Origin of the sequence: Streptomyces flavofungini (assembly GCF_041028215.1) — a bacterium.
Taxonomy (GTDB): Bacteria; Actinomycetota; Actinomycetes; order Streptomycetales; family Streptomycetaceae; genus Streptomyces; species Streptomyces flavofungini_B.
This window is the reverse complement of the sequence record NZ_JASKYR010000044.1, coordinates 1-22,719: the sequence shown is the minus strand read 5'-3', so window position 1 is coordinate 22,719 and position 22,719 is coordinate 1. Positions and strand designations below refer to the sequence as shown.

At 71.5% G+C, this 22,719-nt stretch carries 21 protein-coding genes and 2 pseudogenes; 17 read left to right on the top strand and 6 right to left on the bottom strand.

The genetic code is table 11. The features are described 5' to 3' along the window. Positions 1-1,165 (top strand): aminotransferase-like domain-containing protein (locus tag AB8Z36_RS05545; protein ID WP_369212037.1); only part of this gene is annotated, 1,165 nt, incomplete at its 5' end. A gap of 18 nt (positions 1,166-1,183) precedes the next feature. On the opposite strand, the gene AB8Z36_RS05540 is transcribed toward AB8Z36_RS05545, so the two are convergent. After that, complete coding sequence (locus AB8Z36_RS05540; RefSeq protein ID WP_369212036.1) at positions 1,184-1,645, bottom strand: ATP-binding protein; 462 nt, start codon at positions 1,643-1,645, stop codon at positions 1,184-1,186. A gap of 261 nt (positions 1,646-1,906) precedes the next feature. Between AB8Z36_RS05540 and AB8Z36_RS05535 the strand changes: the two genes are divergently transcribed. The 9 genes from AB8Z36_RS05535 to AB8Z36_RS05495 all read left to right on the top strand — a co-directional run bounded on the left by AB8Z36_RS05535 (position 1,907) and on the right by AB8Z36_RS05495 (position 12,395). Then, positions 1,907-2,839, top strand: coding sequence for a hypothetical protein (locus AB8Z36_RS05535; protein ID WP_369212035.1), 933 nt, complete (start codon positions 1,907-1,909; stop codon positions 2,837-2,839). Positions 2,840-3,099: 260 nt separating this feature from the next. Beyond that, the gene (locus tag AB8Z36_RS05530; RefSeq protein WP_369212034.1) at positions 3,100-3,831 is read left to right on the top strand and encodes a YcnI family copper-binding membrane protein; all 732 of its coding nucleotides are present in this window, start codon (positions 3,100-3,102) and stop codon (positions 3,829-3,831) included. Between the two features lie 92 nt (positions 3,832-3,923). Next, the gene (locus AB8Z36_RS05525; protein WP_369212033.1) at positions 3,924-4,667 is read left to right on the top strand and encodes an SCO family protein; all 744 of its coding nucleotides are present in this window, start codon (positions 3,924-3,926) and stop codon (positions 4,665-4,667) included. Next, positions 4,664-5,215 carry a copper chaperone PCu(A)C gene (locus tag AB8Z36_RS05520; RefSeq protein WP_369212032.1) on the top strand — a complete coding sequence of 184 codons (552 nt, stop codon included), beginning with the start codon at positions 4,664-4,666 and terminating at the stop codon, positions 5,213-5,215. Before AB8Z36_RS05525 ends, AB8Z36_RS05520 begins: the two co-directional genes overlap by 4 nt. 15 nt (positions 5,216-5,230) lie before the next feature. After that, complete coding sequence (locus tag AB8Z36_RS05515; protein WP_440581859.1) at positions 5,231-7,210, top strand: copper resistance CopC/CopD family protein; 1,980 nt, start codon at positions 5,231-5,233, stop codon at positions 7,208-7,210. Between the two features lie 11 nt (positions 7,211-7,221). Then, a complete protein-coding gene (gene efeB, locus AB8Z36_RS05510) occupies positions 7,222-8,613 on the top strand; it encodes an iron uptake transporter deferrochelatase/peroxidase subunit (protein ID WP_369212031.1) in 1,392 nt (463 codons plus the stop codon). An 80-nt stretch (positions 8,614-8,693) separates the two neighbouring features. Continuing rightward, positions 8,694-9,629, top strand: a complete 936-nt coding sequence (gene pheA / locus AB8Z36_RS05505) for a prephenate dehydratase (RefSeq protein WP_369212030.1) — start codon at positions 8,694-8,696, stop codon at positions 9,627-9,629. A gap of 664 nt (positions 9,630-10,293) precedes the next feature. Beyond that, positions 10,294-11,571 carry a serine--tRNA ligase gene (serS, locus tag AB8Z36_RS05500; RefSeq protein WP_369212029.1) on the top strand — a complete coding sequence of 426 codons (1,278 nt, stop codon included), beginning with the start codon at positions 10,294-10,296 and terminating at the stop codon, positions 11,569-11,571. Beyond that, positions 11,568-12,395, top strand: coding sequence for an HAD family hydrolase (locus tag AB8Z36_RS05495; RefSeq protein ID WP_369212028.1), 828 nt, complete (start codon positions 11,568-11,570; stop codon positions 12,393-12,395). The genes serS and AB8Z36_RS05495 overlap by 4 nt, the downstream gene beginning before the upstream one ends. Positions 12,396-12,403: 8 nt before the next feature. Here AB8Z36_RS05495 and AB8Z36_RS05490 read toward each other — a convergent pair whose 3' ends face one another. Genes AB8Z36_RS05490 through AB8Z36_RS05475 form a run of 4 tightly spaced genes read right to left on the bottom strand, consistent with a single transcriptional unit; the run spans position 12,404 to position 15,940 of the window. After that, entirely contained in the window at positions 12,404-13,123 is a 720-nt protein-coding gene (locus AB8Z36_RS05490) for an ABC transporter permease (RefSeq protein ID WP_369212027.1), read from the bottom strand. A gap of 12 nt (positions 13,124-13,135) precedes the next feature. Continuing rightward, positions 13,136-14,047: an ABC transporter ATP-binding protein gene (locus tag AB8Z36_RS05485; protein WP_369212026.1), complete on the bottom strand. Its 912-nt coding sequence runs from the start codon at positions 14,045-14,047 to the stop codon at positions 13,136-13,138. Then, the gene (locus tag AB8Z36_RS05480) at positions 14,044-14,928 is read right to left on the bottom strand and encodes an ABC transporter permease (protein ID WP_369212025.1); all 885 of its coding nucleotides are present in this window, start codon (positions 14,926-14,928) and stop codon (positions 14,044-14,046) included. Before AB8Z36_RS05480 ends, AB8Z36_RS05485 begins: the two co-directional genes overlap by 4 nt. Further along, positions 14,918-15,940, bottom strand: a complete 1,023-nt coding sequence (locus tag AB8Z36_RS05475) for an ABC transporter ATP-binding protein (RefSeq protein WP_369212038.1) — start codon at positions 15,938-15,940, stop codon at positions 14,918-14,920. The genes AB8Z36_RS05480 and AB8Z36_RS05475 overlap by 11 nt, the downstream gene beginning before the upstream one ends. A gap of 269 nt (positions 15,941-16,209) precedes the next feature. Between AB8Z36_RS05475 and AB8Z36_RS05470 the strand changes: the two genes are divergently transcribed. Next, positions 16,210-17,061, top strand: a complete 852-nt coding sequence (locus tag AB8Z36_RS05470) for a M24 family metallopeptidase (protein ID WP_369212024.1) — start codon at positions 16,210-16,212, stop codon at positions 17,059-17,061. Next, positions 17,058-18,899, top strand: coding sequence for an SDR family oxidoreductase (locus AB8Z36_RS05465; RefSeq protein WP_369212023.1), 1,842 nt, complete (start codon positions 17,058-17,060; stop codon positions 18,897-18,899). The genes AB8Z36_RS05470 and AB8Z36_RS05465 overlap by 4 nt, the downstream gene beginning before the upstream one ends. A 45-nt stretch (positions 18,900-18,944) precedes the next feature. Here the strand turns inward: AB8Z36_RS05465 and AB8Z36_RS05460 are convergent. Then, positions 18,945-19,064: pseudogene (locus tag AB8Z36_RS05460) on the bottom strand (pentapeptide repeat-containing protein); the annotation flags it as partial. On the opposite strand from AB8Z36_RS05460, the pseudogene AB8Z36_RS05455 reads away from it, so the two are divergent. The 5 genes and pseudogenes from AB8Z36_RS05455 to AB8Z36_RS05435 form a co-directional block, all read left to right on the top strand. Then, positions 19,045-19,413 (top strand): annotated as a pseudogene (locus tag AB8Z36_RS05455) (metal-dependent hydrolase); the annotation flags it as partial. The pseudogenes AB8Z36_RS05460 and AB8Z36_RS05455 sit on opposite strands and share 20 nt — an antisense overlap. A gap of 29 nt (positions 19,414-19,442) precedes the next feature. Continuing rightward, the gene (locus AB8Z36_RS05450; protein WP_369212022.1) at positions 19,443-20,396 is read left to right on the top strand and encodes a MerR family transcriptional regulator; all 954 of its coding nucleotides are present in this window, start codon (positions 19,443-19,445) and stop codon (positions 20,394-20,396) included. Positions 20,397-20,545: 149 nt separating this feature from the next. Beyond that, positions 20,546-21,115 carry an RNA 2'-phosphotransferase gene (locus AB8Z36_RS05445; protein ID WP_369212021.1) on the top strand — a complete coding sequence of 190 codons (570 nt, stop codon included), beginning with the start codon at positions 20,546-20,548 and terminating at the stop codon, positions 21,113-21,115. An 82-nt stretch (positions 21,116-21,197) separates the two neighbouring features. Next, positions 21,198-21,668 (top strand): hypothetical protein, encoded by a 471-nt coding sequence (locus tag AB8Z36_RS05440; protein ID WP_369212020.1) that lies wholly within the window; start codon positions 21,198-21,200, stop codon positions 21,666-21,668. Positions 21,669-21,703: 35 nt separating this feature from the next. Next, positions 21,704-22,627, top strand: coding sequence for an LLM class flavin-dependent oxidoreductase (locus tag AB8Z36_RS05435; RefSeq protein ID WP_369212019.1), 924 nt, complete (start codon positions 21,704-21,706; stop codon positions 22,625-22,627). The last annotated feature ends 92 nt before the right edge of the window (positions 22,628-22,719 follow it).

Below are 22,719 nucleotides of genomic sequence, written 5' to 3'. Positions count from 1 at the left end.
CCCCCGGGTGCCGAAGCCCGCTCCGGCCGGGCGCCCGGCCCCCGCGCACAACCTGCGCCAAGGCCAGCCGGACCCCGCCTCCTTCCCCCGTACGGCATGGCTCGCCGCCTCCCGGCGGGCGCTGAACGCCGCGCCCAACGAGGCCTTCGGGCCCGGCGGCCCGCGCGGCAGAACCGAGCTGCGGCGGGCGCTCGCCGACTATCTGGCCAGGGCCCGCGGCGTGCGCGCCGACCCCGAGCGCATCGTGGTCTGCTCCGGCTTCGCGCACGGGCTGCGGCTGCTGTTCGCGGGCTCCGCGGGCGCGGGCGGCCCGGTGCTGCGCGGCCCCTTCGCCGTGGAGTCGTACGGACTCGGCTTCCACCGGGAGATCCTTGAGGGCGCGGGCGTACGGACGGTTCCGCTCGGCCTCGACGAACAGGGCGCCCGCGTGGCGGAGTTGACCGAGGCGCGGCCGGGGCGGGGCGGGCGGCCGCGCGGGGTGCTGCTCACCCCCGCACACCAGTTCCCCACCGGCGGACCGCTGCGTCCCGCGCGCCGGGCCGCCGTCGTCGACTGGGCGCGCACCAGTGACGGGCTTGTCCTGGAGGACGACTACGACGGGGAGTTCCGCTACGACCGCGAGCCCGTCGGCGCCCTGCAGGGCCTCGATCCCGAGCGGGTCGTCTACCTCGGCTCGGTCAGCAAGAGCCTCTCGCCCGCCGTGCGCGTCGGCTGGATGGTGCTTCCCGAGCGGCTCGTCGAGGGCGTGCTCGCCGCCAAGGGGGAGCGGGAGGCGTGGGTGAGCGTCCTGGACCAGCTCACGCTCGCCGAGTTCATCGCCTCGGGCCAGTACGACCGGCACATCCGCCGGATGCGACAGCGCTACCGAAGCCGCCGCGACCAGCTTCTCGCCGCGCTCGCGGAGCGGGCCCCGCACATCACCGCCACCGGTATCGCGGCCGGTCTGCACGCGGTGCTGCGGCTGCCGCCGGGGACCGAGGCCTCCTCGGTCAAGGCGGCGGCCTGGCAGGGAGTGGCGCTCGACGGCCTCGCGGAGTTCCGCCATCCGCTGGCCGCGGCACCGGCGGCCGACGGCCTGGTGGTGGGGTACTCGACGCCTGCCGAGCACGCGTACGGTGCGGCGGTCGACGCGCTGGTACGGGCGCTGCCGCCGGGACCGGAGTAGGACCCGGGGTGGGCGGGGTCAGGCCGTCACGAGGGCGGGTGCGCCCTCGCGCCACTTGAGGATCTTGTCGAAGCTGATCACCGCTCCCCTGCCGGGTCTGTTGCCGCAGTGGACGTGGTCGGCCAGCTCTCTGATCAGGTACAGGCCCCGCCCGTGCTCGTCGGTGTGCGCGGCCGCCGGACGTGCCGCCGGACGCCCACGCGACGCCTTGGGGAAGCCGGGGCCCGAGTCGGCCACCTCGATGCGGCACTTCTCGCCGTCCAGGTAGGCCGTGACGCGGTAGGCCCCCGCCGTGCCCCCGGGAGCGGCGCCGCCGCCGTGCTCCACGGCGTTGGCGCATGCCTCGGTGAGGGCGAGCGACAGGTCGAAGGAGATGTCCGGGTCCACGCCCGCGGTCTCCATCGTGCCGATCAACAGGCGGCGGGCGAGCGGAACGCTCGCAGCTTCGCGCCGCAAATGGAGAGACCACCAGATGCTCATGCTCCAGCCTCCTGGCTGCGGCTCGACATACCGTTACGTATTGCCGCGAGTGGACGCGCGTAAGCGCCGAGCGCACGTGATGCCGCCCATACGGCGGACGCTCGGGCCGTCCGGTTCCGGTAGCCGGACGGGGCGGCGGAGGAACGGCCGAGGACCGGCGGAGGGGCGGCGGAGGAACGGCCGGAGGAGGCACCGGACGGAAGCGGACCTTCCGGACCTGCCGTACGCGCGGGCCGGGCCCAGTGCGATGATGGCCCCGCCATGACTGCCCCCCGCCAGCACCAGCCGCGTGACGGAGCCGATCTCCGGCTGCTCAGGGCCGCGGTGTTCGCCGCGGTCTGCGTCGTGCTGTCCGCCGGGGGCCATGTGCTCGCTTCCTGCGTCGCCGTCCCGCTGTGGACGCTCGGCGCGGGCTTCGCCGCCGTCCTCGCCGTGGCGCTGCCGCTCGCCGGGCGGACGCGTTCGCTGCCCGGCATCGCCGCGCTGCTCGCGGTGGGGCAGCTCGGGCTGCACGCCCTGTTCGGCCTCGGCCAGCACGGCACGGCCGCCGTCCAGAGCGGCGGCGACGCCTCCCTGGTGGCGCGGGCCGCACGGCTGGTCTGCGGGGCGGGCGCGGCGACGATCACTCCGGCGCAGGCCCATCGCATCCTCAACACGGCGGGGTTCGGCCCGGGCGTCGGCGGTGCCGGTGGCGTCAGCGGCGCCGAAGGGGCGGCTGGTGGCGGAGCGTCGCATTCCGCCATGCACGCGCACGGTCCGTCCGCCGCCTCGGCCGCGGACACCGCCTCGGCCGCCATGCCGACGGGGCAGGGCGTGACGGGGCAGGGCGCGACGGGACCGATGGTCCATGAGGCGCTGCTGCCGTCCTTGCCGATGCTCCTCGCCCACCTGCTCGCGGCCCTCGCCGCGGGCTGGCTGCTGCGCCGCGGCGACCTGGCGCTGCTCCGGCTCGTCCGGCTCGCCCAGGGCGCCCACGGGGTCGCCGAAGGGGCGCTCGTCCGTTCCCTGCGCTCGGCCCTGACCCTCGTACGCGCCCTGCGCGCCGGTCTTCCCGGAGCGCCGGAGACGACCGGTCCGGCCCGTCCGCGCACCGCCTCGCGGGCGCCGACGAAGCCGCGCACGGTCGCGCTGAAGGACACCGTGATCAGGCGTGGCCCGCCCCTGCGGACCACCGACGTCGAACTCGCCGCCTGACGCGACGCACTCCACCCACCGGGAACCTCATCGGTCACCCCTCGGTACGGAGGTGCCGCCCGGCGGCACGCACGCGCGCGTGCGCCTCGACCGGGCCTCGCGCGCATCCCTCGTACTGAGTGCTGGGCACCGCTCGCCACGTACGCCTCAGCGCGTACCGGTCGGCACGTACCGGTCGACACGTACCGGTCGACACGTACCGATCAGCGCGCAGCTGCCAGCACCCGCCTGTGACCGCTTTCGAAAGTGGAGTGTTCCTCATGAAGATGTCCCGTATCGCCGCCGTCGGCACCGTCGCCGCCTCCGCCGTCCTCGTCCTCTCGGCGCCCGCGTTCGCGCACGTCAGCGTCGCGCCCGAGGGCGTCGCCGCCAAGGGCGGCTACGCGACCGTCAACTTCAAGGTGCCGAACGAGATGGACGACGCCTCCACCAACAAGCTGGAGGTCTCCTTCCCCGCCGACCACCCGCTCGCGTCCGTGATGACGCAGCCCGTGCCCGGCTGGACCGCGAAGGTCACCAAGTCCAAGCTCGACAAGCCGCTGGAGATCCACGGCGAGAAGATCGACGAGGCCGTCACCAAGGTGACGTGGACCGCCGACGCCAAGGGCGGCATCAAGCCCGGCACCTTCCAGAAGTTCCCGGTCTCCCTCGGCCAGCTCCCCGAGGACACCGACGAGCTCGTCTTCAAGGCCGTCCAGACGTACGACAACAAGGAAGTCGTCCGCTGGATCGAGCCGCAGCAGAAGGGCCAGGAGGAGCCGGAGCACCCCGCGCCCGCCCTCGCGCTGACCGCCGCCTCCGACGACCACCACGGCGGTGGCGCGGCCGACGACGCCAAGGCGGACACCAAGGACGCCAAGACCGAGGCCGCCGCGGACTCCTCGGACGGCACCGACACCACGGCCCGCGTCCTCGGCATCGTCGGCATCGTCGTCGGCGTCGCGGGCGTCGCGTTCGGCGTGCTCGCGGGCCGTCGCCGCGTCACCGGCTGAGCCGTCGGCCGAGCCACCCCTCGGGGTGCGCCGCGGCGGCGCCACGCCGCACCCGGTGCACCCCGGCCCCCTCACATCTGGGACATTTTCGTATGCGCACCAAGAGTTCGAACAGCACTGGCACCGCCCGGAACAGCACTGGCACCGCCAGGAAGAGCACCGGCACCGCCAGGAGGAGCACCGACAAGAAGCTGGCCGCCGCGGCCCTCCTCGCCGTGGCCGCGTTCACCCTGACCGCCTGCGGCGGCGGTGACGACGACGGCGGCAAGAAGCCGCTGGCCGAGGTCTCGGCAGAGACCGACTCGGGCAAGGCCGCGACCGTGCTGGACAAGGCGTTCGAGAAGCCGGACCTCGTCCTGAAGGACACGCACGGCAAGAAGTACGACCTGCGCGAGGAGACCAAGGGCAAGCCGACGCTCCTCTACTTCGGCTACACGCACTGCCCCGACGTCTGCCCGCTGACGATGAACAACATCGCGGTCGCCAAGAAGGCCCTGCCCAAGGCCGACCAGGACAAGCTCAAGGTCGTCTTCGTCACCACCGACCCCGAGCGCGACACCCCCGCCGAACTCGGCAAGTGGCTCAAGGGCGTGGACGCCGACTTCACCGGTCTGACCGGGGACTTCGCCACCATCCAGGCCGGTGCCCGCCAGCTCGGCATCACCATCGAGCCGTCCAAGAAGGACAAGAACGGCAAGATCGTCTCGATGCACGGCACCCAGGTCGTCGCCTTCTCACCGAAGACCGACGGAGGCTATGTCCTCTACAGCGAGGACGCCACCGCCGCCGACTACACCAAGGACCTCCCCAAGCTCCTCAAGGGGGAGACGCCGTGAGCCACCGCACCACCGGCCGCCGCCGCGCCCTGGCGGGCGGGGCCCTCGCGCTGGCCGCCGCGCTCACCCTCGCGGGCTGCGGCGGCTCGGGCTCCGGCACCGGCTCCGGCGACACCGGTGCCGCGAAGAAACCGGAGATCGCGGTCGCCGGTGCCTACATCCCGGAACCCACCATGGACGACATGGCGGCCGGGTTCTTCACGGTCACCAACAAGGGCGGCGCCGCCGACAGCCTGACCTCCGCGACCAGCGACATCGCGGGCTCCGTCACGCTGCACAGCACCAAGGGCGGCGTCATGAAGGAGCAGAAGTCCTTCGAGGTGCCCGCCGGCGGTGAGCTGCGGTTCGCCAGCGGCGGCAACCACGTGATGTTCGAGAAGCTGAAGCGCAAGCCGAAGCGCGGCGAGAAGGTCGCCCTGACACTGCACTTCCGCGCGGCGGACCCGGTCACCGTCGAGGTGCCGGTCAAGGAGGCCACGTACAGCCCCGGCGAGGACGGCGGCTCCGACGCCTCGCACGACACCCATATGTCGCACCAGTCGCACTGAGGGACGGACGGACTGTTGATAAAGACCATCGCTCCCCGCTCCAGCAACACCCGCGTCCCGGGCCCGGCCACCCTCTGGCGGCTCGTGCTGGTGCTCGTCGCCGCGACCGGCGCCTTCCTCGCCGGTGCCGCGCCGGTCTCCGCGCACGCCGCGCTGACCGGCAGCGACCCGAAGCAGGGAGCGGTGGTCGACAAGGCCCCCGCCCAGGTGAAGCTCACCTTCTCGGAGAAGGTCGCCATGTCGGACGGCTCGGTGCGGGTGCTCGACCCGGCCGGCAAGCGCGCCGACACCGGCAGGACCACCGACCTGGGCGCCAACACCTACGGCGTGAAGCTGCGCCCGGGACTGCCCGACGGCACCTTCACCGTCGCCTACCAGGTGGTGTCCGCCGACAGCCACCCCGTGGCGGGCGCCTACACGTTCTCCATCGGGGCGCCCTCGGACACCAAGGCGGTCCTGCCCGACCAGGAGGCGGGCGGCGGCCTGGTCGGCGTGCTCTACGACATCGCGCGCTACTTCTCCTACGCCGGGTTCATCCTGGTCGTCGGCGGTGCCGCCTTCGTACTCGGCTGCTGGCCGCGCGGCGCGGGCGTGCGGCCCGTGCAGCGGCTCGTCACCTACGGCTGGGTCACGCTCACCGCCGCCACGCTGCTCCTGCTCCTGCTGCGCGCGCCCTACACCGGTTCGGGGAAGCTCGCCGACGCCTTCGACATGGGCGCCCTCGGCGATGTCCTGAACACCAAGACCGGCGCGGCCCTGGTCTCCCGGCTGCTGCTGCTCGCCGCCGCCGCGCTGTTCATCGCGGTGCTCTTCGGGGCGTACGAGAAGCGCGAGGACCCCAGGGAGAAGAGGGACCTCACGTTCGGGCTCGCCATCGGCGGCGCGGTCGTCGCCATCGGCATCGCGGCGACCTGGGCCATGGCCGAGCACGCGTCGACCGGCCTCCAGGCGGGCATCGCGATGCCCGTCGACGTGCTGCACCTGCTCGCCGTCGCCGCCTGGCTCGGCGGACTCTCGGCGCTGGTCGTGGCGCTGTACCGCACCTCTTCGGTGGAGGCGTCGGCCGTCCGGCGGTTCTCGCGGGTGGCGTTCACCAGCGTGGTCGTGCTCGCCGCGACCGGCCTCTACCAGTCGTGGCGGCAGGTCGGCTCGTGGTCGGCGCTGACCGGCACGCGGTACGGACAGCTCCTCCTCGTCAAGATCGGCCTGGTCGTCGTGCTCATCGGTGTCGCGGCGGTCTCGCGGCGCTGGACGGGGCGCATCGTCGCCGAGTCGGGCGGTCTCGCACCGGAGGCCGCGGCGGCCGTCGTCGTGGAGCAGCGGGCGGCGCGCAAGAGCGGCGGCAAGAAGGCGGCCGAGGCGGAGCTGCCCGAGAAGGAGCAGGTCACGGTCCCCGCGGGCGCCTCGGGCGCGAGCGAGGGCAGCGAGCGCTCCGCCCAGCTCGCGCGCCAGCGTGCCGCCGTGGCCACCGCTCGCGAGAAGCGCGTGCGCGACGCCGACCCGCACCGCTCGGGGCTGCGCCGCTCGGTGCTCACCGAGGCGGGCGTCGCCGTCGCCCTGCTCGCCGTCACCACGGTCCTGACGACCACCGAGCCCGGCCGCACCGAGGAGGAGGCCGCCAGGGCGACCTCCGCCGCCGCGGCACAGCGCTCGGGCCCGCTCGTCGTCAAGGTGCCCTTCGACACCGGCGCCAAGGACGGCAAGGGCACCGTGCAGCTCGACCTCGACCCGGGCCGCACCGGCAGCAACGACCTCCACGTGTACGTCAAGCGGCCCAACGGCAGCGCCTTCGACGTCCCCGAGGTGAAGGTCTCCTTCACCCTCAAGGAGAAGGACGTGGGCCCGCTGCCCGTGGCCCCGGACCACATCGCCACCGGACACTGGACCGCGAGCGGGGTGCAGATCCCGATGGCGGGCGACTGGGAGATCAAGGTGACGGTAAGGACCTCCGACATCGACCAGATCACGGTCGACAAGAACGCGCAGATCGGCTGAACGGAAACACCATGGCGGACAACGGGACCGGAGCGACGTCCTCGGCGGACGGCGGGACCGGTGCGACCCCGGCGGACAGCGGGACCGGCCCGGCCCGGGCGGCCGACGCGACCGGTGCGACCGACGCGACCGGTGCGACCGGTGCGGCCCCAGCGGCCGGAGGGCTCTCCAGGCGTCGGCTGCTCGGCACGGCCGGTGCGACCGGCCTGGTGATCGGCGCGGCGGGCGGCGGCATCGCCGGGTACGCGGCGGCCCCCTCCTCCGGGTCGTCCGCCTCGTCCGGCGCGGCCGGTTCGGGGACCGAGCTGGTCTCGCTCGGCGCGGAGCAGGTGATGTTTCACGGGAAACATCAGCCCGGCATCACCACGCCGATGCAGTCCCGCGGCCATCTCGTCGCCTTCGACCTGAAGGCGGGCGCGGGCCGCAGGGAGGCGGCCGCGCTGCTGCGCCGCTGGTCCAAGGCGGCCGAGCGGCTGATGGCGGGCGACGCGGTCGACGACGACACGGCGGTGGCACGGGACGCGGGCCCGTCCTCGCTCACCGTGACCTTCGGCTTCGGCGCCTCCTTCTTCGCCCGTACGGGGCTCGGCAAGCAGCGCCCGGCCGCCCTGGAACCGCTGCCCGACTTCTCCTCCGACCACCTGGACAAGGCGCGCAGCAACGGCGACCTGTGGGTGCAGATCGGCGCCAACGACCCGCTGGTGGCGTTCCACGCGCTGCGGGCGCTCCAGCGGGCGGCATCCGGCGCGGCCCGCGTGCGCTGGCAGATGAACGGCTTCAACCGCTCGCCGGGCGCCACCGCGCACCCGATGACCACCCGCAACCTCATGGGCCAGATCGACGGCACGAACAACCCCAAGCCCTCCGAGAAGGACTTCGACGAGCGGATCTTCGTGCCCGCCGACGGTGACCCGGCCTGGATGGCGGGCGGTTCCTACGTCGTCGTACGCCGTATCCGCATGCTGCTCGACGACTGGGAGAAGCTCGGTGTGCGGGCGCAGGAGGCGGTGATCGGGCGGCACAAGTCGGACGGTTCGCCGCTGACCGGGGGCACCGAGACGACCGAACCGGAGCTGGAGAAGACGGGCGCGGACGGCAAGGTCGTCATTCCCGTCAACGCGCACGCCCGCATCACCCGGCCGGATCAGAACGGCGGTGCCGCGATGCTGCGCCGCCCGTTCTCCTACCACGACGGCTTCGACACGCGGGGTGAGCCGGACGCCGGGCTGCTCTTCGTCTGCTGGCAGGCGGACCCGATGCGCGGCTTCGTCCCTGTGCAGCGCAAGCTCGACCGGGGCGACGCCCTCTCGGAGTTCATCCGGCACGAGGCGAGCGGGCTCTACGCGGTGCCGGGCGGGGCGGCGAAGGGCGAGTACGTGGGGCAGCGGCTGCTGGAGGCGTAGCCGGGGCCAGGTCTCCTGGTACGGGGGTCGCTCCGTGAGACGCGTGAGCCGTGCCACGTACGGCCCATTAGGGTGACGGTATGTCGGCGACGCGCTACACCTATCTCGGCCCCGAAGGCACCTTCACCGAGGCCGCTCTCCGCACGCTGCCGGAGGCGGCCACCCGGGAGCTCGTCCCGATGGTGTCCGTGCCCGCCGCGCTGGACGCGGTCCGCACCGGCGAGGCCGCGGCGGCGCTCGTGCCGATCGAGAACTCGGTCGAGGGCGGCGTCACGACCACCGTCGACGAGCTCGCCAAGGGCGCGCCGCTGATGATCTACCGCGAGGTGGTCCTGCCGATCACCTTCGCCCTGCTCGTGCGCCCCGGCACCGAGCTCAAGGACATCAAGACGGTGACCGGCCACCCGGTGGCCCAGCCGCAGGTGCGCAACTGGCTCGCGGACCGGCTCCCGGACGCCCTGTGGGAGTCGGCGGCCTCGAACGCGGACGGTGCGCGGCTCGTCCAGGAGGGCCGCTTCGACGCCGCCTTCGCCGGGGAGTTCGCGGCGGCGACGTACGGTCTGGTGCCGCTGGTCAGCGACATCCACGACGCGGCGAACGCCGCCACCCGCTTCGTCCTCGCGGGGCGCCCGGCCCGGCCCGCGGCGCCGACGGGTGCCGACAAGACCTCGATCGTCATCTGGCTGGGTGACGACCATCCCGGCGCCCTGCTCGAACTGCTCCAGGAGTTCGCCGTACGGGGCGTCAACCTGATGCGGATCGAGTCCCGCCCGACCGGCCAGGGCATCGGCAACTACTGCTTCTCGGTGGACGCCGAGGGGCACATCACCGACCGCCGCGTCGGCGAGGCGCTGATGGGCCTCAAGCGCATCTGCCCCCAGGTGCGCTTCCTCGGCTCCTATCCGCGGGCCGGGATGACGCCGGCCGACGTGGGCGAGCTGCGGGCCGGTACGTCGGACGCGGAGTTCCTCGCGGCGTCCGACTGGTTGACGCGCTGCCAGGACGGCCGTTTCTAGCCACCTCCAGCTTCCGGCCCCGGCCACCGACGGCTCGCGGACGCCCGCGACCGCCCCCGGACGCCATTCCTACCTGCAGATTTACGTTGTCCACAAAAGTTATCCACAGGCACGCATCTCGACCTGGGGACAAGTCGACAACGAGGTGTGACATGGTCGACATATCGGTCGACAGCCCCCAAGTGCGTCCACAGTCCCGCACGTCACCCCTCGTCCACTCTTTTCCCTTGATCAACTCTTTGGAGCGAACCTTTTCCACTCGAAAGTGGGTGGGCGGTTTGGGAAGGGATTCCTTCGTCGCACTTGCGGCTTTCGGAATGCCCTCTTCCGGCGTCCACAGATCTTTCGCACACCCTGTGGATAACTATCCCGAGGTGACCATTCCTGTGGACAACCGGAGTGGACAGCGGGCCCAAGTCCCGCCCCGCACACGGAATTCGGGTCAAGGCGCCGTGCGCGGTCTGCCCCATTTCAGGGAAGGCGCCCCTTTTATTGACCGCGCTTCAGCGGAGGTGCGCGAGCGTGCGGCAGAAGGCTTTTCGGCCGCTCGCGACCGCTCCCCGCAATCTTCGATCTTGGAATTCACATTCCGGCAAACCGGGCATAACGTACGGGCGGGAATATGGAGTCGTAGGCCCGAACCGCACACCGGTAGCCTTGAGGGGTGATTGACCTTCGCCTGCTCCGTGAGGACCCCGACCGTGTTCGCGCCTCCCAGCGCGCCCGTGGAGAGGACGTCGAGCTCGTCGACGCCCTGCTCTCCGCCGATGAGCGGCGCAGGTCGTCCGGCGTCCGCTTCGACGAGCTGCGCTCCGAGCAGAAGGCGCTCGGCAAGCTGATCCCCAAGGCATCGCCCGAGGAGAAGCAGGAGCTCCTGAAGAAGGCCGGCGAGCTCTCCGCCGCCGTCAAGGCCGCGGACGCCGCGCAGGACGAGGCCGACGAGGAGACCAAGCGCCTTCTCGGCAAGCTCGGCAACATCGTCCACGAGGACGTCCCGGTCGGCGGCGAGGAGGACTTCGTCGTCCTCGACACGATCGGCACCCCGCGCGACTTCGCGGCCGAGGGCTTCGAGCCCAAGGACCACCTGGAGCTCGGCGAGGCGCTCGGCGCCATCGACGTCGAGCGCGGCGCCAAGGTCTCCGGCTCGCGCTTCTACTACCTGACCGGCGTCGGCGCCCTCCTGGAGCTCGCCCTGGTCAACGCGGCGATCGCGCAGGCCACGGAGGCCGGGTTCATCCCGATGCTGACGCCCTCGCTGGTCCGCCCGCGCGCCATGGAGGGCACGGGCTTCCTCGGCCAGGCCGCGGAGAACGTGTACCACCTGGAGAAGGACGACTACTACCTGGTCGGCACCTCCGAGGTCCCGCTCGCGGCGTACCACATGGACGAGATCATCGACGCCGACAAGCTCCCCCTGCGGTACGCGGGCTTCTCGCCCTGCTACCGCCGCGAGGCGGGCACGTACGGCAAGGACACCCGCGGCATCTTCCGCGTCCACCAGTTCGACAAGGTCGAGATGTTCTCCTACGTCGACCCCGCCGACGCCGAGAACGAGCACAAGCGCCTCCTGGAGTGGGAGAAGCAGTGGCTGACCGGTCTCGGGCTGCCCTTCCAGGTGATCGACGTGGCGACGGGTGACCTCGGCGCCTCGGCCTCGCGCAAGTTCGACTGCGAGGCGTGGATCCCCACCCAGGGCAAGTACCGCGAGCTGACCTCCGCGTCGAACTGCGACGGCTTCCAGGCCCGCCGCCTGTCCATCCGCTACCGCGACGGCAAGAAGGTCCAGCCGCTCTCCACGCTGAACGGCACGCTCTGCGCCGTCCCGCGCACGATCGTGGCGATCCTGGAGAACCACCAGCAGGCCGACGGCTCCGTGGTGGTGCCCGAGATGCTGCGTCCGTACCTCGGGGGCCGAGAGATCCTGGAGCCCGTCGCCAAGTGAGCCAGCCAGCTCCCCGCACACCGTCCTTCCCGTACAAGCTGGTCGCGACCGACCTCGACGGGACGCTGCTGCGGTCCGACGACTCGATCTCGGACCGCACGCGCGACGCCCTCGCCGCGGCCACCGCGGCGGGTGCGGCGCACATCGTCGTCACCGGTCGCGCGGTGCCGTGGACGCGGCACATCCTCGACGACCTCGGTTACGACGGGATAGCGGTGTGCGGGCAGGGCGCGCAGGTCTACCACGCGGGTGAGCACCGGCTGCTCACCTCCGTGACGCTCGACCGGCAGCTGGCGGGCCTGGCCCTCGCGAAGATCGAGGCGGAGATCGGCCCGCTGGCCCTCGCCGCAAGCCGCGACGGCATCGACGGCGAGGTCCTGGTCGGCCCGGGGTACGCGGTCCAGGAGGGCCCGCTCCCCGTCATCACCATGACGGACCCGTCCGACCTGTGGTCGGCCCCGCTGAACAAGGTCTACATCCAGCATCCCGGCCTCGGTGACGACGCCCTCGCGGCCGTGGCGCACCAGGTGGCCGGGGACCTGGTCGGCGTGACCATGGCCGGTGATGGCATCGTCGAGCTGCTTCCGCTCGGCCTCACCAAGGCCACCGGTCTCTCCCTCGCGGCCCGCCGTCTGGGCGCGAAGGCCGTGGACACGATCGCCTTCGGCGACATGCCCAACGACATCCCGATGTTCGCCTGGGCCGCCCACGGCGTGGCCATGGCCAACGCCCATGAGGAGCTCAAGTCGGTCGCCGACGAACTGACGGCGTCGAACGAGGCGGACGGCATCGCCCTGGTCCTGGAGCGGCTGCTCGGCCGCTAGTCTCCCGCTCACTCCTCTCCGGCCAGCGTCAGGGAGCGGAGCTTCTGGCCCGCGTACCAGGTGGCGACGGCGGTGACGGCGATCAGGAGGGCCGTCGCCGTCGGCAGGCCGACATCCGACGTGATCAGATCGCCCTCTCCGACCTTCTGGGCCACCGCGAGGGACCACTGCTGGACGCTGAGCGTGCGCGCACCGGCCACGAGCGACCCGAACAGGGCCTCCCAGACCAGGGCATAGACCAGGCCGAAGACCACCGCGTGCCGGGTGACCGTGCCGAGCAGCAGGAATATCGCGGCGTAGGTGATGGAGGCGACCAGCGCCGCGACCGTGTAGGCCACGGCTATCTGCTGGCCGTTGCCGTTCAGGATCATGCCCGCGATGAAGGTGGGGATCGCCGAGAAGGCCATGGTCACGGCGATGGCGACGATCAGCTTGGTGAAGATGATCGTGGGCCGCTTGACGGGCTTGGAGAGCAGATAGACCACGGAGCCGTCGTCGATCTCGGGGCCGATGGCGCCGGTGCCCGCGATGACGCCGATGATCGGCACCATGGTGGCGAGCGCGAAGCCGCCGAGGACGTCGACGGCCACCTGGTCGTCCGCGCCGCTGAAGCCGCGCACCGCACCGACGATGACGACCAGCAGTACGGGCAGGGCGAAGAGGATCAGTGCCCGGCGGCGGCCGAGCAGGGCCCGGTAGGTGAGCCGGGCGACAGTGGGGTCGTACATGAAAGGCTCCCTTCAGGCCGCGACGAGGTAGGAGAAGACCGACTCGAGGGACTCGTCCGAGGGCGAGACCGTGAGCAGCCGGATGCCGTGCTCGCGGGCGACGCGGGGCAGCAGCGTGGTGAACCGTCCGAAGTCGACCGCCTGGATGCGCAGCGCGCCCTCCTTGAGATCGACCTCGATTCCGGCCGTGGACGGGTCGGCGATCAGCGCGGCGGCCAGGGCACGGTCGTCGCTGGAGCGGATCAGATAGCGGTGGGGCCGGTCGGTCATCAGGCGGCGGATCCTGCGGAAGTCGCCGCTCGCCGCGTGCCGCCCGGCGACGATCACCTCGATGTGCGAGGCGAGCTGCTCGACCTCTTCGAGGATGTGCGAGGAGAACAGGACGGTGCGTCCCTGGTCTCCCATGGACCGCAGCAGCTCCATGAGCTGCATGCGCTGGCGCGGGTCCATGCCGTTGAACGGCTCGTCGAGCAGCAGCACCGCGGGGTCGTGGACCAGGGCGGAGGCCATCTTCACGCGCTGGCGCATGCCCTTGCTGTACGTGGAGATCTTCCGGTCCTGCGCGTACTCCATGTCGACCGTGGCGAGCGCCTTCTTCGCGGCCCGCTCGTCCAGACCGTGCAGCTCGGCATTGGCGACGACGAACTCGCGGCCGGTGAGGAAGTCGTACATCGCCTCGCGCTCGGGGACGATGCCGATGTCCTTGTAGATCTCCTCGTTGCGCCAGATCGGCCTGGCATCGAGCGTGACGCTGCCGGTGGAGGGGGCGAGGAAGCCGCCCATCATGTTGATCAGGGTGGACTTGCCCGCACCGTTCGGACCGAGGAGGCCCGTGACTCCGGGGCCGATGTTCATGGTGATGTCGTTGACCGCCACCACGTTGCCGAACCAGCGGGACGTGTGGTCGATGCTGATGGTGGTCATGAGAGGCCGACCTTTCGGTAGCGGCGCATCAGCGCGCCGTAGCAGCCGGCGATGAGGCCGATGACGACGAGTACATAGATGACGCCCACCCCGGACGAGGGCCCTTCTCCGCCGGGGAAGGCGGAGGCCGCGCCGAGGAACGCCGTCTGCACGCCGTCGATGAGCGTGATGGGCGAGAAGAGGCCGAGCCAGGCGATGGCGTCCGTGCTGCCCTGTTCGTAGGCGATGGCCTGGACGGTGGAGACCGCTCCGTAGGTGATGGTCAGGACGGCGATGACGGCCGCGATGCCGAAGCCGCGGCGGGGCGTGACCGCCGAGATGACGAGCGCTATGCCGGAGAAGAGGAGCGAGAGCAGGGCCACGGAGACCAGGCCTTGGCCGAAGCCCTTCGTCTGGTCGAGGAAGTCCAGCTTGGCGAGGAGCGCCCCCGCGTAGAGCACGAGCAGCGGTGCTGCGGTGAGGACGAAGAGGGCGGAGGTCATGGCGGCGAACTTCGCCAGGACATAGTCACCACGCTCGATGGGACGTGAGAAGTACAGGGGCACTGTTTTGAAGCGCAGGTCGCGGGAGACGGTCTGCGGTGCCTGGGCGGCGAGGAAGAGACTGATGACGGCCTGCATCACGATCGCGTAGCGCGTGTAGTCGACGGGGAGGTCCTTGGCCTTGGTCGCCACGGCGACCGCCACCATGATCGCGGCCGGGAGGCAGATCACCGCGAACAGGATCATGGGCAGGACCTTGGACTTGGCGGAGCGTCCGAGTCCGTACGCGCCGCGCAGGCTCTGGGAGAAGAGCGAACGGCGGGCATAGGCGCGGCCGAGCCGCGGTCCGTCGTAGTCGCGGTAGCCGATGTTGTGGATCTGGGTGGACTCAACGCTCATCGCGCCCGCCTCCTGTCTGCTGTGCGGCCGCGGTCGGGACCGCCGCGGGGCCGGTGGCGGCTCCGGGCCGCTCCGTGTCCGCGGTGTCCCGGTCCTTGAAGACCTCCGCGATGTGGTGCCTGCGCTGTTCCATCCGGACCAGGCCGAGGCCGAGGTCGGCCACGAGGTCGCGCACCAGGTCGTACGTCTCCTCGCCCTCGGCGGTGAGCAGGACCGTGTGGCCCGCGCCGGGCAGTTCGCCACCGGTCTCGGTCTCTATGCCGCGCTCGCGCAGGGCTTCCCGCAGCGCACCCGTGCCGTCGGGGCGTGCGTCGGAGTCGGTGACCTCGACGGCGAGCGTCGTGGTGGTCTGGGTGAAGTCCGTGGTGGAGCTGGACCGCAGGAGCTTGCCGCCGTCGATGACGACGACGTGATCGCAGGTGCGCTCCAGCTCACCGAGGAGGTGGGAGGTGACGAGGACCGAGATGCCGAAGTCGGTGTGGACACGGCGGATGAGGCCGAGCATCTCGTCGCGGCCGACCGGGTCGAGGCCGTTGGTCGGCTCGTCGAGGAAGACGAGCTGCGGGTCGTGCACCAGGGCCTGGGCGAGCTTGACGCGCTGCTTCATGCCCGTCGAATAGCCCCCGATGGGGCGGTACCTCTCCTCGTAGAGCCCGACGTGGCGCAGGGTGTCCGCGGTGCGCTCGCGGGCCGCGGTGGGCGGGAGTCCGGACATGCGCGCCATGTGCACGACGAACTCGGTGGCCGAGACGTCGGGCGGCAGACAGTCGTGCTCGGGCATGTACCCGACGCGCTCGCGGATCTGACCGCCGCTGGTGGCGACGTCGAGGCCGAGCACGGCGGCGCTGCCCTCTGTGGCGGGGGACAGGCCCAGCAGGATCTTGATCAGTGTGGACTTGCCGGCTCCATTGGCTCCGACGAGTCCGGTCACACCGGGCCCGATATCCATGGAGAGCCGGTCAAGCGCGGTCACCCTCGGGAACCGCTTGCTCAGGCTTTCGGTCGCGATCACAGTCACGCTTCGACGGTAGTGGCGCGGGCCACACGGGTCGTCAGACCACGGTCCTGTGCTGCTCTCACTCTGGAGTATTAGGGGCCCGTAGGGGTCATACGCAGGTCGTTCCCTGGGGGAACTTCCGGACCTGTCCCGGAGGGTCCGGCCGAACTCTTGACGTAGCCGCCGCGCATTGTCACATTCATCAGTGTCAAGTTACGGGCGCGTACGGCGATGGGCTGGCACGGGCCCGGAAGGCGCGGGCCGGACACGGGACGGACGGTGGCATGACCACAGGAGGAGCGAGCGAACTCCCCGCCGAGCTGCGGGGGTTCAGAGCAGTGCAGGCCCTCGCGTATGAATGCGCGGAGGCCGTCGCGGCCCAGCTCAGGCCGGGAGTGACGGAGCGCGAGGCCGCCCGGATGCAGCGCGCGTATCTGCGCGAGCGGGGGGTGCGGGACTGGTTCCACCTGCCCTTCGCCTGGTTCGGGGACCGCACGGCGTTCACGGGCTTCCGGGTGCCGCTCCAGTTCTTCCCCACGAACCGCGCGCTGGAGCCGGGGATGCCCTTCATCCTCGACATGGCCCCGGTGTACAAGGGCTGCACGGCCGACGTCGGTTATTCGGGCTGCCTCGGGCTCAACCCCGTGCACGACAAGCTCCTCGCCGACCTGGAGGCCCACCGCGAGCTCATCCTGCGCGAGGTGCGCGAGCGCCGGCCGCTGCGCGAGATATATGAGGACGTGGACCGCCTCATGGTCCGCCAGGGCTATGCCAACCGCCACCGCGCCTATCCCTTCGGCGTCATCGCGCACAAGGTGGACCGGGTCAAGGAGCGCCGCCTGTCGCCGCACCTCTTCGGGTTCGGCACCCAGTCGCTGAAGGGGCTCGCGAGCGACGCGCTCCATGGCCACCGCGACGGCTGGTCGCCGCTGTGGTCCCCGTACAAATTCTCCGACCACCCGCCCCGGCAGGGGCTCTGGGCGGTCGAACCGCACCTCGGCTTCCGGGGTACGGGCGCGAAGTTCGAGGAGATCCTGGTCGTCACCGACTCCAGGGACCCCGAGGAGAGCGCGTTCTGGCTGGACGACGATCTGCCGCATGTGCGGCGCTGGGCTGAGGAGAGGGCCGCCGCATGACGACCGGAGCAGAGATCCCGGGCACGAAGGGCAGCGAGAACCGCACGGGCGGCGAGGGGAGTGAGGGCGCCGGGGGGCTCGCGGGCGCGCGCGAGCGGTGGGTGCGCACGGGCGGCGTGGAGCTGTGCGTCGCCGAGCTGGGCGACCCGGACCGGCCCACGGTCGTCCTCGTCCACGGCTATCCGGACTCCAAGGAGGTCTGGACCGAGGTCGCGGGGCGCCTCGCGGACGACGGCGGCTTCCACGTCGTGCTGTACGACGTGCGCGGGCACGGCAGGTCGACCGCGCCGAAGCCGCTGCGCGGGGGCTTCACCCTGGAGAAGCTGACCGATGACTTCGTGGCGGTGATCGACGCGGTCAGCCCGGACCGGCCGGTGCACGTGGTCGGGCACGACTGGGGTTCGGTGCAGTCCTGGGAGTTCGTCACGGTCAAGCGCACCGAGGGCCGCATAGCCTCCTTCACCTCGATGTCGGGTCCCTCGCTCGACCACTTCGGCCACTGGATCAAGAAGCGCGTGTCCCGGCCGACCCCGCGCAGGGTGGGTCAACTGCTCGGCCAGGGCGCCAAGTCCTGGTATGTGTACATGCTGCACACGCCGGTCCTCCCCGAGCTTGCCTGGCGCGGCCCGCTCGGCAAGCAGTGGCCGAAGATCCTCCAGCGCATGGAGAAGGTCCCGGCGGGCGGCTATCCGACGCCGTCGCTCCCCCAGGACGCGGCGCACGGCGCCTGGCTCTACCGCGACAACGTCCGGGCGAGGCTGCGCAGGCCGCGCGCCGATGCCTACGCCCACGCGCCCGTGCAGCTCATCACGCCCTCGGGCGACATGTTCCTGTCCGAGCGTCTCTATGACGAGCTGGAGTCCTGGGCGCCGCACCTTCTCCGCCGCACCCTGCCGGCCAAGCACTGGGTGCCCCGCACCCGCCCCGACCAGCTGGCTTCCTGGATAACCGAGTTCGTGACGTCCAACGAAGACGGCGTGACCTCCCCCGACCGCCGGGCCACGGGGAAGTACGCCGACCGGTTCGGCGGTCAGCTCGTCCTGATCACGGGGGCGGGCAGCGGCATCGGACGGGCCACGGCCTTCGCGTTCGCCGAGGCCGGGGCGCGGGTGGTGGCCGTCGACCGGGACGCGGAGAGCGCGGCCCGCACGGCGGAGATGGCCCGGCTCGTCGGCGCCCCCGAGGCGTGGGGCGAGACCGCCGACGTCTCCGACGAGCAGGCCATGGAGAAGCTCGCCGAAAAGGTCGCGAGGGAGTACGGCGTCATCGACGTCCTGGTGAACAACGCGGGCATCGGCCTCTCCGGCTCCTTCCTCGACACCAGCACCGAGGACTGGAAGAAGGTCCTCGACGTCAATCTGTGGGGCGTCATCCACGGCTGCCGGCTCTTCGGCCGGCAGATGGCCGAGCGCGGCCAGGGCGGCCACATCGTCAACACCGCGTCGGCGGCGGCTTTCCAGCCCTCGAAGGCGCTGCCCGCTTACAGCACGTCCAAGGCGGCGGTCCTCATGCTCAGCGAGTGCCTGCGCGCGGAGCTGGCGGGCCAGGACATCGGGGTCTCCGCGATCTGCCCCGGCATCGTCAACACGAACATCACCTCGACCGCGCGCTTCGCCGGGGTCGACGCCGAGGAGGAGAAGCGCCGCCAGAAGCGCAGCTCCCGGCTCTACGGCCTGCGCAACTACCCCCCGGAGAAGGTCGCCGACGCGGTCCTGCGGGCCGTCGCCAGGAACCAGGCGGTGGTGCCCGTCACCCCGGAGGCCCGCGGCGCCCACCTGATGTCCCGCTTCGCGCCCAGGGCCCTGCGCGCGATCGCCCGGTTGGAGCCACCGCTGTGAGCCCCGACAAGGAGACCGGCCCCCGGGCCGACGAGCACCACGGAGGCGGGCGCCACGAAGGCGGGCACTACGAAGGCGGGCACTACGAAGGCGGGCACTACGAAGGCGGGCGCCACGGAGGCGGGCGTCACGGAGGCGGGCACTACGCGCGGTCGCCTTCGACATGTACCAGCACTGCGGCGGCACGGGCCTGCCCCGCTATGCCCGCCGCCTCGCGGGCATGACGGTCACCGCACCCGTGATGCTCTGCCTGTGGATATGGGGCACGGCCCATCTGCTCCGCCACGACCCCCGACTCGCGGGCCGAGCGCGGTACTCACTGGCCGAGCACAACAGGGCGGTGGGCAAGGGCCTGCTGCCCGCCTGGGGCGAGATCGGCAGGGCGATACCCCGCTATCTGCGGCGGTCGTACCATCCCTCGCAGGAGGGCTCGCCGCGCAGGGCGGTCGAGTATCTCGCGCGGTCGCCCGCGGCACGGGCGGCGGCGGGCGCGGTGGGCCGGGCGGCCATCGCCTGGCACGAGCACGACGGAGGGCGGGGAGCGTGGAGCACACGGAACCCACGGAGCACGGGGCCGAGTACCGCATCGAGGACCTGGCCCACCACAGCGGCGCCACGGTCCGCACGATCCGGGCCTACCAGGACCGCGGGCTGCTCCCCCGCCCGGAGCGCCGCGGCCGGTCCAATGTGTACGGCGACGCCCACCTGGCCCGGCTGCGGCAGATCGCGGACCTGCTGGACCGTGGGTACACCCTGGCCTCCATCAAGGAGCTTCTGGAGGCGTGGGACACCGGCCGGGGGCTCGGCGGGGTGCTCGGGCTCGCGGTGGAGGTGGACGGCCCCTGGACGGACGAGAAGGCCGACCGGATCTCGCGGGCCGAGCTGGACGCGGCCTTCGGCGGCGTGCCGGACGAGGAGGCGGTGGCGGACGCGATCGCGCTCGGGGTGCTGGAGCCGCTGCCGGGCCGGACGGACGAGTTCCTCGTACCGAGTCCGCAAGAGCTGGCTGTGGCGGTCGAGTTGCATGCCGCGGGCGTCCCGCTGTCGGCGATCGCGGCGCATTTGCGGGAGTTGCGGGGTCAGGTCGAGCACATAGCGTCCCGTTTCCTTGAGTTCACGACAGAGCATGTCTTCGCGCGGTATCTCGGCAGCCATCCGCCGACCGAGGCCGACGCGGCCGAGGCCGCCGATCTCGTACGCCGCCTGAGGCCGCTCGCGCAGCAGTCGGTGGACGCGGAACTGGCGCGTGCGATGCGGCTGTTCGCGACGCGGCACCTGCGTCAGCACCTGGACCCCGGCCAGGCCGACCGACAGCCGGGGAAGGAGGCGACTGTCTCTCTGCCGGTGGACACAATGCGGGCCGTCGAAGCGATGGTTGGCGTGGAGCATGCCGCCGCTTTCATCACAGCCGCCGCTGAACGGGAGGTGCAGGCACGGCGCTTGGACGCATTGGCAGCAACAGAACTAGAAGCGCGTGCACTTGGACAAAAGCCCTAAATGGAAGGCGAGTTATCCACAGAATCCCCAAATACCCTGTGGAAAACCAGAGTTGTTGTGGATCAAACCTGTGCACTCGATTTCGTGGTTGAAAATTGGGTGGACGAAAATCAAGTGCGCGGAGAACGGTTGCCCGTGACGCTGAAGGCATGAGAGAAGGACCCCCCGCTCCGGACGAGCGGCGCACCGTGAAGGTGTCGAAGTACCTGTCCAAGCATCTGCGCCACGATCCGGGACGGATCGGGCTCACGCTCGACGCCCACGGCTGGGTGGAGATCGACGTGCTGCTCGCCGCCGCTGCCGCGCACCGCTTCCCGTTCAGCCGGGCGGAGCTGGACCATGTGGTGGCCGTCAACGACAAGCAGCGCTTCGCCGTCGAGAACGGCCGCATCCGGGCCAGCCAGGGCCACTCCGTCGCCGTCGACCTCGACCTGCCTCCGGCGACCCCGCCCGCGTACCTGTTCCACGGCACCGTAGCGCCGCGCCTCGACGCCATCAGGTCCGAGGGGCTGCGGCCGATGAACCGGCACGCCGTGCACCTCTCGGCGGACCGCGGGACCGCCGAGCGCGTGGGGGCCCGGCGCGGGCGTCCCGTCGTCCTGTCCGTCGACGCCGGGGCGCTCCACCGCGACGGCCATGTCTTCCGGATCAGTGCCAACGGAGTGTGGCTCACCGCCGCGGTCCCGCCCGCGTACCTCCGCTTCCCCGGCGCCCGCTGACTCTGGTGAGCCGGGTCCCGGGCCCGCGCGGACGTACCGCCCTCCCCGGCCCCTGAGCCGCGCCGCACCCCTCCGACCAGGCATGATCGTGACCATGGAGCACCTGCACAGCAACGAGGCGGCCGTCGGCGCCCTGCGCGAGATCGCCCGTGAGTACAACCGGGAGATCGAGGTCACGCACGACATCGGCGCCGATCTGACGACGCGCCGCTCCGCCGCGGGCCTCGGTGTGACCACCGACCCGGACGGGTCGCTGCCGCATGAGGCGTTCGCCGAGTTCGGCGGCTCGCCCCGGGTCTCGGTACGTCTCTACCCCGAGGACGACGGTGACGCCGACGCTCTGATCACCGTCGAGGACGTCGAGTGCCACGACATCCCGCGCGACCAGGTGCCCGCCTTCGTGCGCTCGGTCTTCGGCGGCCTCGCCCACGTCAGGGCCAAGCGGTTCCCGCCCGGCTACCGCCTGATCGTGCCGCTGCCCGGCGACAAGGCGCACAAGGAGTACATCCCGATGGTTCTGCTCACCCCCTGGCTCAGCTCCCGGGTCCGCTGAACGACCGCCCTGCCGACCGGCATACGCTCGGGCGCATGAACCTGCGTCTGAGCACCGTGATCCTCCCCGTCCGCCGCTGGCACGAGGGAGGCAGGGAGCGCTGGCAGCGCGCGGAGGAACTCGGGTTCCATACCGCGTACACCTATGACCACCTCTCCTGGCGGAGCTTCCGTGACGGCCCCTGGTTCGGTGCCCTGCCCACGCTGACCGCCGCCGCGAGCGCGACCGAGCGGCTGCGCCTCGGCACCCTCGTCACCTCGCCCAACTTCCGGCACCCGGTGACCCTCGCCAAGGAGCTGATCACCCTCGACGACGTGTCGGACGGGCGGATCACCCTCGGCATCGGCGCGGGCGGCAACGGCTTCGACGCGACGGCGCTGCGGGCGAGCGACGAGGAGCCCTGGACGCCCCGGGAACGGGCCGACCACTTCGGCGAGTTCCTGCCCCTTCTCGACCGGCTGCTCACCGAAGACGTCGTCTCGCACGACGGAACGCACTACTCCGCCACCGAGGTGCGGAACATCCCCGGCTGCGTGCAGCGCCCCCGGCTGCCCTTCGCGGTCGCCGCGACCGGGCCGCGCGGGCTGCGTCTCGCCGCGCGGTACGGACAGGCCTGGGTCACCACGGGCGACCCGAAGCTCTTCGAGAACGGCACCCCGGAGCAGTCACTTCAAGCCATCCGTGGACAGGCCGAGAAGCTCGCCGCGGCATGTGCCGAGATCGGCCGCGATGTCTCCGAAGTCGACAAGATCCTTTTGACCGGATTCACGCCCGACCGGCCCCTCGACTCCTTCGACGCCTTCGTCGACTTCGCCGGTCACCACGCTGAGCTGGGCTTCAACGAGATCGTTCTGCACTGGCCGCTGCCGGACACCTGCTTCGCGGCGGACGAGAAGGTCTTCGAGCGGATCGCCCTGGAGGCGTCGGGCCAGCTGAACACCGGCCCGATCAAGTCCTGACGGCTCTCAGATGTGCGCCCCAGCGCACGCCCGTGCACCTGTGTGCGGGACAATCGATGGCGTGACCTCAGCTACCCCAGGGCCCCAGACCC

Excerpts from the sequence above, each read along its gene's own strand:
- AB8Z36_RS05540 (WP_369212036.1), bottom strand. The coding sequence starts at position 1,645 with ATGAGCATCTGGTGGTCTCTCCATTTGCGGCGCGAAGCTGCGAGCGTT.
- AB8Z36_RS05535 (WP_369212035.1), top strand. The coding sequence starts at position 1,907 with ATGACTGCCCCCCGCCAGCACCAGCCGCGTGACGGAGCCGATCTCCGG.
- AB8Z36_RS05530 (WP_369212034.1), top strand. The coding sequence starts at position 3,100 with ATGAAGATGTCCCGTATCGCCGCCGTCGGCACCGTCGCCGCCTCCGCC.
- AB8Z36_RS05525 (WP_369212033.1), top strand. The coding sequence starts at position 3,924 with ATGCGCACCAAGAGTTCGAACAGCACTGGCACCGCCCGGAACAGCACT.
- efeB (WP_369212031.1), top strand. The coding sequence starts at position 7,222 with ATGGCGGACAACGGGACCGGAGCGACGTCCTCGGCGGACGGCGGGACC.
- pheA (WP_369212030.1), top strand. The coding sequence starts at position 8,694 with ATGTCGGCGACGCGCTACACCTATCTCGGCCCCGAAGGCACCTTCACC.
- AB8Z36_RS05490 (WP_369212027.1), bottom strand. The coding sequence starts at position 13,123 with ATGTACGACCCCACTGTCGCCCGGCTCACCTACCGGGCCCTGCTCGGC.
- AB8Z36_RS05485 (WP_369212026.1), bottom strand. The coding sequence starts at position 14,047 with ATGACCACCATCAGCATCGACCACACGTCCCGCTGGTTCGGCAACGTG.
- AB8Z36_RS05480 (WP_369212025.1), bottom strand. The coding sequence starts at position 14,928 with ATGAGCGTTGAGTCCACCCAGATCCACAACATCGGCTACCGCGACTAC.
- AB8Z36_RS05470 (WP_369212024.1), top strand. The coding sequence starts at position 16,210 with ATGACCACAGGAGGAGCGAGCGAACTCCCCGCCGAGCTGCGGGGGTTC.
- AB8Z36_RS05465 (WP_369212023.1), top strand. The coding sequence starts at position 17,058 with ATGACGACCGGAGCAGAGATCCCGGGCACGAAGGGCAGCGAGAACCGC.
- AB8Z36_RS05445 (WP_369212021.1), top strand. The coding sequence starts at position 20,546 with ATGAGAGAAGGACCCCCCGCTCCGGACGAGCGGCGCACCGTGAAGGTG.
- AB8Z36_RS05440 (WP_369212020.1), top strand. The coding sequence starts at position 21,198 with ATGATCGTGACCATGGAGCACCTGCACAGCAACGAGGCGGCCGTCGGC.
- AB8Z36_RS05435 (WP_369212019.1), top strand. The coding sequence starts at position 21,704 with ATGAACCTGCGTCTGAGCACCGTGATCCTCCCCGTCCGCCGCTGGCAC.